This is a genomic window from Bradyrhizobium sp. TM233 (assembly GCF_036247965.1).
GTDB classification, from domain to species: domain Bacteria; phylum Pseudomonadota; class Alphaproteobacteria; order Rhizobiales; family Xanthobacteraceae; genus Bradyrhizobium; species Bradyrhizobium ottawaense.
The window spans coordinates 18,186-31,739 of sequence record NZ_BTIG01000013.1 but is presented as its reverse complement, the minus strand read 5'-3'; the positions used below and the strand labels follow the sequence as shown (position 1 = coordinate 31,739).

Genomic DNA, 13,554 nt, shown 5'->3' with positions numbered 1-13,554 from the left:
CACCCGCATCCTCACTGCAACGGCGGATCGCCGCTGGTGCGTTTCTTGGCGAGGTCCATCTCGGTCACCGCGATCAGAATCTCGGCGCGGGTCTTCAAGTCAGGCGCTTCCAGCATGGCCTGCTTTTCCGCGGGACCATATGGCGACATCATCGCCAGCGCGTTGACGAGGGCTTCGTTGGGCGCGCTTTCGACGCCTTCCCAGTCGACCTTGAGATTGTTGGCCTTCAGGAAGTCCGCCAGCACGGCGAGCAGCGCCTCTCGGTCGACCTCGTCCTCGCCCATGCGCGCGGTGAAGTCATCGACGAAGGCGAAGAAATCCACCTTGCACTGCCGGTATGCGGTGAGCACCTCGAGCTCCTCGACCACCTTGAAGCGCGAGACGCCGGTGAGCTCGAGGATGTAGCGGCCGTCGCCGGATTCGGCGAGCTGGGTGATGCGGCCGACGCAGCCGACGCGGAACAGCGTCGGCTTGTCGGAATTCTTCGGCGAGTGCGCGACATCGGGCTGGATCATGCCGATCAGGCGATGGCCGTCGCGGAAGGAATCGTCGACCATCGAAAGGTAGCGCGGCTCGAAGATGTTGAGCGGCATCTGGCCGCGGGGCAGCAGCAGCGCGCCCGGCAGCGGAAACACCGGAATGATCTCCGGGAGGTCGGCGGGTCCGCGATATTCGATGTTGATCGGCATCTGGTCCCGGTCCCCGCTGACTTGGTCAACCGCGCCTACGAAAACAGGATCGTCGACAAGCGCTTGCGTCCCTCGACGGTTGCATCATCCGTGCCGCCCCAGGCTTCGAAGAACTGCACCAGCTGCTTGCGGGCGCCGTCGTCGTTCCATTTGCGGTCGCGCTTGACGATCGCGAGCAGCTGCTCGGTGGCGGCCGCACGGTTGCCTTGCGCGTTCAGTGCGGTCGCGAGGTCGAATCGGGCCTGATGATCGAGCGGGTTTGCGGCGACTTTCTGTTCCAGCTCGGCCACTGGCCCCAGCGATTGCGCCTGCTCGGCGAGATCGATCGCGGTTTGCACGGCTTTCACCGCGGGGTCGTTGCGCTTGGATTCCGGCACCATGGCGAGCGTCTGCTTGGCCTGCTCCATCGCGCCGGAGACGGCATAGCATTTTGCGAGGCCCGCGAGCGCCGCGATGTTGGTGGCATCGTGCTGGAGCACCTCGGCGTAAATCTGCGCAGCCGCAGCCGCATCGCCCTCGGCGAGCACGGCTTCGGCCTCTTGCAGGATCTCTGCGATATTGGGCTCGCCCGGCGCGGTCACGCCCTTGGTCAGCTTCTCGATGAAGGCGTTGAGCTGGCTCTCGGGCACCGCGCCCATGAAGCCGTCGGCCGGCTGGCCGTTGACGAAGGCGATCACGGCCGGGATCGACTGGATGCCCATCTGGCCCGGGATCGCCGGATGCTGGTCGATGTTCATCTTGACCAGCTTGACCTTGCCCTTGGCCGCCGTGACCGCCTTTTCGAGCACGGGGGTGAGCTGCTTGCACGGGCCGCACCACTCCGCCCAGAAATCAATCAGCACCGGCTGGCGCTTCGATTCCTCGATGACGTCCTTCACGAAGGTCTGGGTGGTGGTGTCCTTGATCAGATCGGCCGCAGCCGGGCCCGCCGCTCCGTTACCCTGGTCGATGATCGTCACGGGGATCCCCTCGTCTATGTCCGGAATGGCGGGTCTTTAGCATGCCGCCGCTCCTTATGCTCGCTGTCGGCTCCTAAATTGGGCCGCGACGGCCGAATTTCAATCCATTGCGGCCGATTCGCCGGTTCCGGGGCACTTTCGGGCCATTTCGCCGCATTCAGGGTCCATATGGGGTCCCAAGAACCGAATCTATGCCGCCGGTAGCTGTTGCATTCCCCTCCCGCTTTTGGCATACGACAGCCGTTGCCGGCGCGTCACGCGACCGACACAGGATGCGGGTGTAGCTCAGTGGTAGAGCACGACCTTGCCAAGGTCGGGGTCGAGGGTTCGAGCCCCTTCGCCCGCTCCAAATTTTCCCAAAGCATCCAGCCGATCCGGACGGAAACGTGGTTCGCCACGCCGCTGGCGGCTGTCCTGGGTTCGCAATGACAATCCTGGTTACGGGCAGCGCAGGTCACCTCGGGGAAGCCATTGTCCGGACCCTCCGCGCTCGCGGTTCCCCAGCGCGCGGGATCGATCTGAAGCCATCGCCTTTCACCGATGCCGTCGGCTCGATCGTCGACCCCCACTTCGTGCGGCGGCAGATGGACGGCGTCAGCGCCGTGATCCACACCGCGACGCTGCACAAGCCCCACGTGGCGACCCACGCCAAGCAAGACTTCGTCGACACCAACGTCACCGGCACGCTCAATCTGCTCGAGGCTGCTGCGGCCGGCGTGCGCAGCTTCGTCTTCACCAGCACCACAAGTGCATTCGGCTCGCAGCTTCGCCCCGAGGCGGGACAGGCCGCGGTGTGGGTCACCGAGGATCTGCCGCCGGTGCCGAAGAATATCTACGGCACGACCAAGCTGATGGCGGAGACTCTGTGCGAGCTGTCTTTTCGCGAACGTGGTCTGCCGGTCGTCGTCTTGCGGACCTCGCGCTTTTTTCCGGAGGACGATGATGATCCGGCGATGCGCTCGGCCTATCCGCTGGACAACGCGCAGGCCAACGAGCTGCTCTATCGCCGGTTGGACATCGCGGACGCCGTGAGCGCGCATCTGCTCGCTGTCGAGCGCGCGCCTGACATCGGCTTCGCTCGCTACATCGTCTCGGCCACCAGCCCGTTCGAGCCGCGCCATCTCGCCGCGCTGGCGCGCGATGCGGCCGGTGTCGTGCGCGAACTCCATCCGGAGTGCGCAGAGCTCTATGCGGCGCGCGGCTGGCACCTCTTCCCCGAGATCGACCGCGTCTATGTCAACGGACGCGCGCGGCGTGAGCTTGGCTGGCGGCCTGAATTCGACTTCGCGCATGTGCTGAGCTGCCTTCGCGAGGGCCGCGATTTTCGCAGTGCGCTGGCGCGCGAGGTCGGCGCGAAAGGCTATCATGATGCGGTGTTCGACGACGGGCCCTACCCCGTCGCCCCCTGAGCGCCGCGTTCGTCATTTTGCTCGATGCATCAAATGCCTGTCCGGCGTCACCGCGCGCAACCCGCCCGAGCCGTTCTACTGTGCATGGGGTTGTTTTCGCAATTTTTGGTTTGGCCCGTCTCTCGTGCTGTCCGAAGGCGAGCCGCCTGCCGGTCTGATTCCGCGTTGCAGCGAGAACGCTGTCGTCGCGGTGTTCAGGCTCATTGACACTCCGTCTCAATTTTTAATGAGCGCAACTGCAGCCCATGCGATGCCCTTCTCAGCGCTCGCAGATGTGCTAGCCTTTTTAGGTCTGCCTCTCGGCAGACCCCAAACTTCGCCTCTCGACTAGCAAAACAAAATAAATCGCAGCCCTGGCGGCTGCCTTAGGGGAGTGACGCGATGACATCGATGTTCCATCGATCCGTGTTGGCGCTTGCGGCCGTGGCCCTTCTCGCGGGGACCAGCGCTGTCAATGCGCAGGACAAGAGCAAACCGCTGAAGAAATACGAATCCGGCACCAAGGAGTTCTGGACCCATCCGCCGGATGACTGGTTCCTCGGCGACGAGACCGAGGCGCAGAAGGGTCTTGCGCCGCCGTCGGGTCCGCCGACCGGCGCCTCCGATGCCGAGCTCGCCAACATCGTCAAGAAGGTCAAGCTGCCGCCGGGCTTCAAGATGGAGGTCTATGCCTCCGGCGTGCTGGCCGCGCGGCAGATGGCCTGGGGTGACAAGGGCACGCTGTTCGTCGGCTCGTTCGGCCTCGGCAACGTCTATGCCATCAAGGACAACAACGGGAAGAAGGAGGTCAAGACCGTCCTCAAGGGCCTGAACATGCCCACCGGTCTCGCCTTCAGGGACGGCGCGCTCTACGTCATCGCCGTCGACAAGCTGATCCGCTACGACAACGCCGAGGCCAATCTCGACAAGCTCGGCGACGGCAAGGTGGTCTATGACGATATGCCGTCCTATGCCGCGCATGGCTGGAAGTACATCGCGGTCGACAAGGAAGGCTGGTTCTACATTCCGTTCGGACCGCCCTTCAACATCGGCGTCCCGCCGACCAGCGTCTCGCAGATCCGCCGCGTCGATCCCAAGACCGGCAATGCCGAGATCTACGCGCTCGGTGTCCGCAACTCGGTCGGCGGCGACGTCGATCCGCGCACCGGCAAGTACTGGTTCACCGAGAATGCCCGCGACTGGATCAGCGATGATCTGCCCAGCGACAAGCTGAACATGATCAACAAGATCGGCGAGCATTTCGGCTATCCCTATTGCCACCAGGGCAATCTGCCGGACGACAAGTTCGCGATGGGCCACAAATGCTCCGAGTTCACGCCGCCAGTGCTGAACCTCGGCGCCCACGTCGCTCCGCTCGGCATGAAGTTCTATACCGGCGACCAGTTCCCCGCCGAGTACAAGAACAACATCCTGATCGCCGAGCACGGCTCCTGGAATCGCCACAAGTACCAGGGCGGCCGCATCATGCGCGTGATCGTCGGGCCTGACGGCAAGAACCCCAAGCAGGAGGTGTTCGCCTCCGGCTGGATCGAGGGCGACCAGGGCTATCTCGGCCGTCCCGACGACATCATCCTCGCCAAGGACGGATCGATCCTCGTCGCCGACGACTGGGCCGGCGCGATCTATCGCATCAGCTACAGCAAGAAGTAGCGCGTACACGATAAGAGGCTGCGGTGGCCGGAAGGTGCCGCAGCCTCTTTGCTGACAACCTGGATGCTGTCGTTCCGGATTCCGCGCACCGCGAATCCGGAACCCATGACCACGAAGAGAGGTTATGGATTGCGGCTCGCGCCCAACGGGCGCGCCCGGAATGATGAGCTCGATAGAACGGATTCTCCATCATGCGCCGGCAGTTCATCTCGCACGCAATCAGCGCGATTGCGCTCCTGACGCTCGGCGCCCTTCCCCTAGGCGCAGCCGATAGTCCCGCGATCAAGGAGAAGGCCTCCGCCTGCGCCGGCTGTCACGGCGAGAACGGCGTCTCGCAGACCGAAAACATCCCCTCGCTCGCCGGCCAGCCCGATCAATTCCTGCAATGGCAGCTCGTGTTCTTCCGCGCCGGCTCGCGCAAGAACGAGCAGATGAAGCCGATCGTCGAGGAGCTCACCAACGAGGACATCCGCAATCTCGGCGCCCATTTCTCGCAGCTGACGCCGCCGAAGGGACCGGAGGACGGGGATCCCGACCTGTCGAAGAAAGGCGCTCAAGTTGCCGCCGGCCGCCGCTGCGCCTCATGCCATACGGACAGCTTCGCCGGCACCAAGGGAGTGGCGCGACTGGCTGGCCAGCGCGAGGAATATCTGGTCAAGGCGCTGCACGACTATAAAGCGGGCCAGCGCGTCGGCGGCGGCGTCGCCGCGATGGCCGATGTCGCCTATCGCATGAGCGACGAGGAAATCACGGCCGTCTCGCACTATCTTGCGCATTTGAAATAGCAGCGGAGTTAGTTGCGGCAATCTCCGCTGTCGTCCCGGACAAGCGCGCCTCAAGCGCGCGCAGATCCGGGACCCATAACCACAGGAAGATGTGGTTACGGGGACTCGGAGTGACGACGTTGTGGCTATGGGTCCCGGATCTGCGCTTACGCTTGTCCGGGACGACACCGAGGGTATGGCTGGGTGTTACCCCGCCCGCTGCTTCTCATACGCCTTCAAATGCGTGTAGGCGATGCGCAGCTTCGGCACCGGCACCTTGGCGGCATCGGCGCGTGCGATGAGGTCGCCGATGACATGATCGGCTTCGACCGGCAGGCCCGCCTTGATGTCGCGGAACATCGAGGCCGTCATCGGCGAGCCCTCGGTGGTGAGGTTGCCCTTCACCCGTTCGAAGAATGGCCCGCCCGGCGTATAGCCCGACGCGGTGGCGATCGCGCTGGTCTCGTCCAGCATGCCGAGCAGGAAATCCCGGCCGCCAGGGGCCGCGAGGATGTTGCCGACGGAGGTGCGCATCAGGCTGGTGGAGGCCGCGAGCGAGGACAGGAACACCCACTTCTCCCACATGTCCTGCATGATGTTCTGGCTGGCGGTGGCACCATTGATGCCGCTCTTGAAGGCCTCGTCGATCGCCTTGACGCGATCTGAAAGCGTGCCGTCGCGCTCGCCGTAACTGATGGCCTGCATCGGCTGGAGCTGCACCACCTCACGCTGCTCGTTCAAGGTCGCGGCGATGGCGCAGAGACCGCCGAGCACGCGCTCCTTGCCCAACTTGTCGTCGAGGATATCGAGATGCTTCATGCCGTTGAGCATCGGGATGATCGAGGTGTTTGGTCCGACCCCCGGCGCAAACGACTTGATGGCGTCGTCGAGATCGAACGCCTTGCAGCTCAAGAGCACGACGTCGAACTTGTCCGTGAGCCCGTCGGCCTGCACGGTCGGCGGATTCTTCAGCGTCACGTCGCCATTCGGGCTCTTGATGACGAGGCCGGCGCTTGCGAGCTCGCCGGCGCGGCGCGGCCGGACCAGGAAGGTGACGTCGCGGCCGGCCTGCAACAGCCTGCCACCAAAATAGCCGCCGATGGCGCCGGCGCCGACCACGAGGATACGCATGGGATGCTCCATTGTTGCTCTTGATTGTTGCTCTTGGCGGCTACTTATAATCGTCATTGCGAGCGAAGCGAAGCAATCCAGAATGTTGCCGCGATCACATTCTGTCGCCGGAGAACGAGCGGCTACGTCCCGAGCACCATCTCCTCGACCTCGCGCAGCTGCTCCTTGCCGAAGAACATCTCGTTGCCGACGAAGAAGGTCGGCGAGCCGAACGCGCCGCGGACGACGGCGTCCTCGGTGTTCTTGATCAGCTTGGCCTTCACCTCGGGCTCCTGGCTGCGGGCAAACAGCTTCTGCGCATCGAGCCCGGAGGACGCCAGCGCCTTCGCCGCGATCCCAGGGTCGTCCATCTTCTTCGGCTCGCGCCACATGTGGTCGAAGGCGGCCTCGACATATTTCTCGAACACGCCCTCGGCTTGCGCCGCGATCGCCATGCGCATCAGGTTCAGTGTGTTGACGGGAAAGTGCGGATTCCAGACATAGGGCTGGACATGGAAGCGCTTGATGAAGCGCTCGGTCTCGACGTGCTGGAATTCACGCTTGTTCTTGACGCCCGCGAGCGTCTCGGCGGGCGACTTGTTGTTGGTCGACTTGAAGATGCCACCGAGCAGGATCGGCACATATTCGAACTTGACGCCGATGCGCTGCTCGATCGCGGGGATCGCGAGGTGGCTGAGATAGGCATTCGGGCTGCCGAAATCGAACAGGAATTGTGGGGCTGTGCGGGTCAAAATCGGTCTCCCTGACCTAACTTCTTGATCTGGCTTTTCTCGCATTGTGACGCAGCGTGCTCTGCAGGTCCACCGTTTAATGATGATCATAATACTCTGAGAATCAGACCAGCCGCCGGATCGCCCGCTTGCGCCAGACCATCAGGTAATAGCCCATCTGCAAAACGAACATGGCGCAGAACACGATGGGATAGGCGGCCCACACGCCCGCAAGGCCGATCGTGTGGCTCAGGATCACCGCGGCAGGCAGCTCGATCGCGAGAATCGCGAAGATCGCGAGCAGCATCGGCATCAACGCGACGCCGGCGGCGCGCATGGCACCCGAGAACACTGTGGCCAGGCCGAACGGCACCGAGCTCCACAGGGCGATGTCGAGCAGGCCTTTTGCCAGATCGAGCACGGCGGCATCGGTGATGAAGATGCCGAGGATCGCGCGCGGCGCGAGATGGATCAGCGCCACGAGCCCGCCGGTTAGAACGAGGTTGAAAGCGAGCCCGGTCCGCACGATGCCGTCGAGCCGGGCCCTGTCGCCGCTGCCGACAGCCTGCGCGCCGAGGATCGAGACCGCGATCGAAATCGACATCGCCGTGAACTGCGTGTAGCCCATCACCTGGTTGACGGCGCCATAGGCCGCCGTCGCGTCCGATCCAAAGCCGTTGACAAGGCCGAGCAGGACCAGCTCTGCGACCGCCATCACCACCATACCGATGGCGCTCGGCAATCCGATGCCCAGGATTTTTCCGAGCATGGCGCCGTTGAGCCGCAGGTGACGCAGCAACGCGGCGTCCGGCGCGAGCGCGTGCTTCTTCCGCAGCAGATAGAGCGCCAGCGCGACCAGCGTGAGCGCGTTCGAGATCGCGGCCGCCCATGCCGGACTGGTGATGCCGGCTGCCGGCAGTCCGAACGACCCGCGGATCAACATCGGCGTCAGGATCAGACCGGTCGCGGTCGACAACGCCAGCGCCAGCAGCGGCGTCAGCGCGTCGCCGACGCCGCGGATCATCGCCGTCATCAGCAGGAAGACGAAGCCGAGCGGCATCGTCAGCAGCATGATGCGGGCATAGGCGCTGGCCTGTTCGAGAATATCCGCGGGTGTGGCGAGCGCCATCATCAGTTGACGGCTGAAGAGCCCGCCGATCAGCGCCACTGAGATTGAAAGCAGAAGGCCGACCGCGAGCGTCGTGCCTACGACGCTCCTGATCCGGCCGTGCTCGCCTGCGCCAAAGGCCTGGCCGATCAGCACGGTCGCGCCGGTGCTCAGCCCCATGACGAAGGCGAACAGGAAGAACATCACCGGGAAGAACGCCGACACCGCCGCGAGCGCGTCAATGCCGATCATCTGGCCGAGATAGACGTTGCTGACGGTGCCGAACAGCGATTGCAGCGCGTTGCTCAGCATCAACGGCGCGAGGAAGCGGAGGAATGTGGTCCAGAGCGGCTTGGGGGCAGACATGGATTAGCCTTTCATCAGGGCGTGCAAAGCCGTTGCCGCGCGAAGCACGCGCGGCTCGGCCGTCGATGGAGGTTGTGAAGAGCGGCGCGCTTTAAGCGCGGTCGCTGTAGGCGAGCTTGACGATGTGGTCGCGAATATCGGTCGGCCAGTCCGCGATCAGTCCGGTGAAGCGTCGCCGGTCATCGGCAAACAATGCGCGCGAGGCTTCCTCGAACTGCGGTAAATTGCCCGCCATGGTCGACATGAAGTGATAGGCCGCATCGCGGGCCTGCCGCTCGCGGTCCTTGTCGCCGCTGGCGCGCCTGGCCTCGTCGACGAGTTTTCGCAATGCGACCGAGGCACCTCCCGGCTGCGCGCCGAGCCACTCCCAGTGCCGTGGCAACAGCGTCACCTCGCGCGCGACCACGCCGAGCTTCGGCCGGCCGCGCCCGCGCGGCTCGCTCGGTGGCGTGCTCTCCTCGACCGGCGGCGGGACAAGCTTGGCCAGGCGCGCCAGCACCTCGCGATCGCCGCCGCGCAGATCGAAGTCGATCGATCTGCCCGTGCCGTCCTCGAAGATGATGATGGGCTCGTCTGGCCGCGTCGCCACCCGCTTGACGACCAGCGCGACCTCGCCTGCCGGCCCGGAGACCAGGCGGCGCTGCCCCTGGAAAGCGGTGAAAATCTTCTGCATTGGAATCGCTGCCATTTTGACGACGTTGGGCCATTTAATACCCGGGTAAATTGTTGACGTCAATATACCCGGGTGAAAATATCGGTCCGGACGGCTCGACATTGCGGTCCCGGGCTGGCAGGTACGCGGCCGACGACCACGCCCAGCCACCACGCCTAGCCCCGGGGACCTCGCCGATGCTGACCGTTCACCACCTCAACAATTCCCGCTCGCAGCGCGTGCTGTGGCTGCTCGAGGAGTTGGGCGTGCCCTACGAGATCGTGCGCTATCAGCGCCAGCCGGACATGCGGGCGCCGAAGGAGCTGCGCGCCATCCACCCGCTCGGCAAATCGCCGGTCATCACCGACAACGGCAACACCATCGCCGAGTCGGGCGCGATCATCGAATATCTCGTGGCAACCTATGGCAACGGCCGGCTGATCCCGCCGCCGAACACGCCGGAGCGGCTGCGCTTCACCTATTGGCTGCATTATGCCGAAGGGTCTGCGATGCAGCCGCTGCTGTTGAAGCTGCTGTTCACGCTGATGCCGAAGCGCGCACCCGCGCTGCTTCGTCCGCTGGTGCGCAAGGTCTCGAACCAGGCGCTGACCACGCTGGTCAATCCGCAGCTCAAGCAACACATGGATTACTGGGAAGGCGAGCTTGCGAAGAGCGAGTGGTTCGCCGGCAACGAGTTCACCGCCGCCGACATCCAGATGAGCTTCCCGCTGGAAGCGGCGCAAGCGCGCGGCGGGCTCGAGCAGGGCCATCCCAAGGCGATGGCATTCCTCGAGCGCATCCACGCGCGGCCGGCTTATGCGCGCGCGCTGGAGAAGGGCGGACCGTATCAGGTGGGGCGGTAGTTCTCTTCATCGTCATTCCGGGGCGCCTGAAGGGCGAACCCGGAATCTCGAGATCCCGGGTTCGGCTTCTGCGAGCCGCTCCGGGATGACAGTAACAATCAGTGCGCGTGCAGCACGCGCCCCCGTGTTTCCGGCAGCGCGAAGGCGGCGATGAAGAACAGCGCGTAAGCGACCACCGGGAAGATCGCGATCGCATTCGCAAGCGAGGTCGACGCCGACAGCGCGCCGACGAGGAACGGAAACAGCGCGCCGATGCCGCGGCCGAAATTGTAGCAAAAGCCCTGGCCTGAGCCGCGCAGCCGCGTCGGATAGAGCTCGGTCAGGAACGCGCCGATGCCGGAGAAATAGCCCGAGGCGAAGAAGCCGAGCGGGAAACCGAGCAGCCAGAGGATCTCGTTGGTGAGCGGCAGCTGCGTATAGAGCAGCACCACCGCCATGGCGCCGATCGAGAAGATCAGGAACAGGTTGCGCCGCCCGATCCGGTCGGCAAGCCAGGCGCCGGTGAGATAGCCGATGAAGGAGCCGATGATCAGCGTCGACAGATAGCCGGTCGAGCCGACGATCGAAAGATGCCGCTCCTTGGTCAGGAATTGCGGCACCCAGAACGTGACGGCGTAGTAGCCGCCCTGGCAGCCCGTTGCCATCAGCGATGCCAGGATCGTGGTCTTCAGGATCGGGCCGGAGAAGATCTCCCAGATCGCCGGGCGATCGCCGCTCGCGGCCTGCCTGGCGCGGGCCTCTGCCGCGATCTCCGGCTCGGTGACGGAGCGGCGGATGTAGAACACCAGAAGCGCCGGCAGCGCGCCGATCACGAACATCCAGCGCCATGCCGTCTCCGCCGGCAAGACCGAGAACAGGATCGCTTGCGACAGTACTGCGAGGCCCCAGCCGACCGCCCAGCCCGACTGCACCGAGCCGACCGCGCGCCCGCGATATTGCGGCCGGATCGCCTCGCCCATCAGCACGGCGCCCGCCGCCCATTCGCCGCCGAAGCCGAGGCCGAGCACGGCACGTGCAATCAGGAGCTGGTCGAAATTCTGCACGACGGCGCAGACCAGCGAGAAGAACGAGAACCAGATGATGGTGATCTGGAGCGTCCTCACCCGCCCGATATGGTCGGAGAGATAGCCGCCGAGCCAGCCGCCGATCGCGGAGGCGAGCAGCGTCACCGTGCCGGCAAGGCCAGCCGAGGCGGCATCGACCTTCCACAGCGCGATGATGGTGCCGATCACCAGCGGATAGATCATGAAGTCCATGCCGTCGAGCGCCCAGCCCGCCGCGCACGCCCAGAACGTCCGGCGCTCGGCGACGTTCATGTCGCGATAGAAGGCAAGAAGGCTGGTGTCTTCGATCTCCGCGCGCTCGATGCGCTGGTTCGGATCGGTCGTCGTCATGTGCGTTTCCCCGGCAGTTTCTTGAAAGCTGCGCTTTGGTAACACGCGTGGCAGCGAGAGCTAGCGGATCCGCGCTCCCGTGCCATGCAAATGGCGTCGTTACTGCCCCGCTGCTTCTGCGCCCCGCGTGCGGGGATCGGGCGCGCCGAGCGGTCCGTTCGGCGTCACGACAATCGAATTGGCCGACGTCTGCCCCATCGGCTCGACGATGAAGTGGCCCATCGCCTTCAGCTCGCCCAGAACATCGCTGGGAAAGCCGCCCTCGACACGCACTTCATCCGGCAACCATTGGTGATGCAGCCGTGGCGCGGCGACGGCTGCCGCAACATCCATCTTGTAGTCGAGCACGTTGACGATGACCTGCAGCACGCTGGAAATGATGCGGCTGCCGCCGGGCGAGCCCGTCACCAGCACCGGCTTGCCGTCCTTCAGCACGATGGTCGGCGACATCGACGACAGCGGCCGCTTGCCGGGGCCGGGCAGATTGGCCTCGAAGCCGACCAGACCGTAGGCATTGGAGGCGCCGATTGCGGCGGTGAAATCGTCGAGTTCGTTGTTGAGCAGCACGCCGGTGCCGTCGGCAACAAGGCCGACGCCGTAGCTGAAGTTCAGCGTATAGGTGTTGCTGACGGCGTTTCCGCTGGAATCGACGACGGAGAAATGCGTGGTGTTGCTGCCTTCGCGCGGCGAGGGAGCCGTGGAAACGAGCTCCTTCGACGGCGTGGCGCGTTCGGCGGAGATGCCGGAGCGGAGCTTGGCGGCGTAGTCCTTCGCGACGAGCGTCTCGATCGGCGCGTTGACGAAGGCGGGATCGCCGAGATAGCGCGCGCGATCCGCATAGGCGCGCTTCATGGCCTCGATCAGGAGATGCAGCGACGCCGGTGAGCCCTGCTTCGAATCGGCAAGCTGAAAGCCCTCGAGGATGTTGAGCGTCTCCACCAGCACGACGCCGCCCGACGAAGGCAGCGGCATCGACACGATGTCGTAGCCGCGATAGGTGCCGCGCATCGGTGCGCGGATTACGGCCTGATAGGCCTTCAAATCGGCTGGCGTCATGATGCCGCCCGCGTCGGTCACGGCTTTGGCGATTTTTTCCGCGACCGGTCCCTCATAGAAGCCGCGTGGCCCCTGTGCAGCGACGGCCGACAGCGTTTCAGCGAGATCGCCCTGCACCAGCCTGTCGCCTTCGCTCAGCGGAGTGCCATCGGGCCGCGAGAAGATCTTGGCCGAAGACGGCCAGCGTGCCAGCCGCCGGTGCCAGCCCGGCATGGTGTCGGCAATGTCGTCGCTGACGGCGAAGCCGTCGCGGGCGAGCGCGATCGCGGGCGCCAGCAATCGCGCCAGCGTGAATTGCCCCGAGCCGTATCTCTCCAATGCCAGGGCGAGGCCCGCAACCGTGCCGGGCACGCCGACGCCGAGCGCGGAATCCCGCGACTTCGCAATATCGGGCTTGCCGTCGGCACCGAGGAAGATCCGCGGCGTGGTCGCCGCCGGCGCCGTCTCGCGGTAATCGATCGTGATGTCTTCGTTGCGGTCCGCGGAATGGATCACCATGAAGCCGCCGCCGCCGATATTGCCGGCACGCGGATAGGTCACGGCCATCGCAAAGCCGGTCGCGACGGCAGCATCGACCGCATTGCCACCGCTCCGCAGGATATCGGCACCGATCTGCGCAGATATCTTCTCCTGCGCGACGACCATGCCGTGCTCGGCGGCGACGGCGCGTACCGTGTCAGGCGCGGCCGGGACATAGGCCCGTCGCGCATCCTGGGCGGCTGCCGGCGACAGACCAAAGGCCAGAGTGGCTATGAAGGCGAAAAATGTCCGCCTTGTCGAATATGACGATATCATCAGGCTTT

12 protein-coding genes and 1 tRNA gene are annotated in these 13,554 nt (G+C 64.7%); 5 read left to right on the top strand and 8 right to left on the bottom strand.

Annotated features, from left to right (window positions below; genetic code table 11):
• Window positions 1-11: 11 nt before the first annotated feature.
• Entirely contained in the window at window positions 12-689 is a 678-nt protein-coding gene (locus AABA86_RS24070) for an LON peptidase substrate-binding domain-containing protein (protein ID WP_018323574.1), read from the bottom strand.
• Window positions 690-724: 35 nt separating this feature from the next.
• Window positions 725-1,648 carry a thioredoxin gene (gene trxA, locus AABA86_RS24065; RefSeq protein ID WP_338308680.1) on the bottom strand — a complete coding sequence of 308 codons (924 nt, stop codon included), beginning with the start codon at window positions 1,646-1,648 and terminating at the stop codon, window positions 725-727.
• A 274-nt stretch (window positions 1,649-1,922) separates the two neighbouring features.
• On the opposite strand from trxA, the gene AABA86_RS24060 reads away from it, so the two are divergent.
• The 4 genes from AABA86_RS24060 to AABA86_RS24045 all read left to right on the top strand — a co-directional run bounded on the left by AABA86_RS24060 (window position 1,923) and on the right by AABA86_RS24045 (window position 5,492).
• Window positions 1,923-1,997, top strand: a tRNA-Gly gene (locus AABA86_RS24060).
• A gap of 76 nt (window positions 1,998-2,073) precedes the next feature.
• Window positions 2,074-3,057 (top strand): NAD-dependent epimerase/dehydratase family protein, encoded by a 984-nt coding sequence (locus AABA86_RS24055; protein WP_338308679.1) that lies wholly within the window; start codon window positions 2,074-2,076, stop codon window positions 3,055-3,057.
• A gap of 381 nt (window positions 3,058-3,438) precedes the next feature.
• Window positions 3,439-4,707, top strand: a complete 1,269-nt coding sequence (locus AABA86_RS24050) for a PQQ-dependent sugar dehydrogenase (protein ID WP_338308678.1) — start codon at window positions 3,439-3,441, stop codon at window positions 4,705-4,707.
• Between the two features lie 191 nt (window positions 4,708-4,898).
• Entirely contained in the window at window positions 4,899-5,492 is a 594-nt protein-coding gene (locus AABA86_RS24045; protein ID WP_338308677.1) for a c-type cytochrome, read from the top strand.
• Window positions 5,493-5,678: 186 nt separating this feature from the next.
• On the opposite strand, the gene panE is transcribed toward AABA86_RS24045, so the two are convergent.
• From panE to AABA86_RS24025, 4 genes are all read right to left on the bottom strand, one after another.
• Window positions 5,679-6,602 (bottom strand): 2-dehydropantoate 2-reductase, encoded by a 924-nt coding sequence (gene panE, locus AABA86_RS24040; protein WP_338308676.1) that lies wholly within the window; start codon window positions 6,600-6,602, stop codon window positions 5,679-5,681.
• 122 nt (window positions 6,603-6,724) lie between these two features.
• Window positions 6,725-7,333: a 2-hydroxychromene-2-carboxylate isomerase gene (locus tag AABA86_RS24035; RefSeq protein WP_338308675.1), complete on the bottom strand. Its 609-nt coding sequence runs from the start codon at window positions 7,331-7,333 to the stop codon at window positions 6,725-6,727.
• Window positions 7,334-7,436: 103 nt separating this feature from the next.
• On the bottom strand, window positions 7,437-8,786 hold the full coding sequence (locus AABA86_RS24030) for an MATE family efflux transporter (RefSeq protein ID WP_338308674.1): 1,350 nt from the start codon (window positions 8,784-8,786) through the stop codon (window positions 7,437-7,439).
• Between the two features lie 91 nt (window positions 8,787-8,877).
• A complete protein-coding gene (locus AABA86_RS24025; RefSeq protein ID WP_338308673.1) occupies window positions 8,878-9,474 on the bottom strand; it encodes a DUF2239 family protein in 597 nt (198 codons plus the stop codon).
• 161 nt (window positions 9,475-9,635) lie between these two features.
• Between AABA86_RS24025 and AABA86_RS24020 the strand changes: the two genes are divergently transcribed.
• Window positions 9,636-10,301 carry a glutathione S-transferase family protein gene (locus tag AABA86_RS24020; protein WP_063198664.1) on the top strand — a complete coding sequence of 222 codons (666 nt, stop codon included), beginning with the start codon at window positions 9,636-9,638 and terminating at the stop codon, window positions 10,299-10,301.
• 98 nt (window positions 10,302-10,399) lie between these two features.
• On the opposite strand, the gene AABA86_RS24015 is transcribed toward AABA86_RS24020, so the two are convergent.
• Window positions 10,400-11,695, bottom strand: a complete 1,296-nt coding sequence (locus AABA86_RS24015; protein ID WP_338308672.1) for an MFS transporter — start codon at window positions 11,693-11,695, stop codon at window positions 10,400-10,402.
• Between the two features lie 99 nt (window positions 11,696-11,794).
• On the bottom strand, window positions 11,795-13,546 hold the full coding sequence (gene ggt / locus AABA86_RS24010; RefSeq protein WP_338308671.1) for a gamma-glutamyltransferase: 1,752 nt from the start codon (window positions 13,544-13,546) through the stop codon (window positions 11,795-11,797).
• Between the last annotated feature and the right edge of the window lie 8 nt (window positions 13,547-13,554).

Bases quoted from the DNA above. Each gene is read 5' to 3' on its own strand.
- AABA86_RS24070 (WP_018323574.1), bottom strand. From the start codon at position 689: ATGCCGATCAACATCGAATATCGCGGACCCGCCGACCTCCCGGAGATC.
- AABA86_RS24055 (WP_338308679.1), top strand. From the start codon at position 2,074: ATGACAATCCTGGTTACGGGCAGCGCAGGTCACCTCGGGGAAGCCATT.
- AABA86_RS24050 (WP_338308678.1), top strand. From the start codon at position 3,439: ATGACATCGATGTTCCATCGATCCGTGTTGGCGCTTGCGGCCGTGGCC.
- AABA86_RS24045 (WP_338308677.1), top strand. From the start codon at position 4,899: ATGCGCCGGCAGTTCATCTCGCACGCAATCAGCGCGATTGCGCTCCTG.
- panE (WP_338308676.1), bottom strand. From the start codon at position 6,602: ATGCGTATCCTCGTGGTCGGCGCCGGCGCCATCGGCGGCTATTTTGGT.
- AABA86_RS24030 (WP_338308674.1), bottom strand. From the start codon at position 8,786: ATGTCTGCCCCCAAGCCGCTCTGGACCACATTCCTCCGCTTCCTCGCG.
- AABA86_RS24025 (WP_338308673.1), bottom strand. From the start codon at position 9,474: ATGGCAGCGATTCCAATGCAGAAGATTTTCACCGCTTTCCAGGGGCAG.
- AABA86_RS24020 (WP_063198664.1), top strand. From the start codon at position 9,636: ATGCTGACCGTTCACCACCTCAACAATTCCCGCTCGCAGCGCGTGCTG.
- AABA86_RS24015 (WP_338308672.1), bottom strand. From the start codon at position 11,695: ATGACGACGACCGATCCGAACCAGCGCATCGAGCGCGCGGAGATCGAA.
- ggt (WP_338308671.1), bottom strand. From the start codon at position 13,546: ATGATATCGTCATATTCGACAAGGCGGACATTTTTCGCCTTCATAGCC.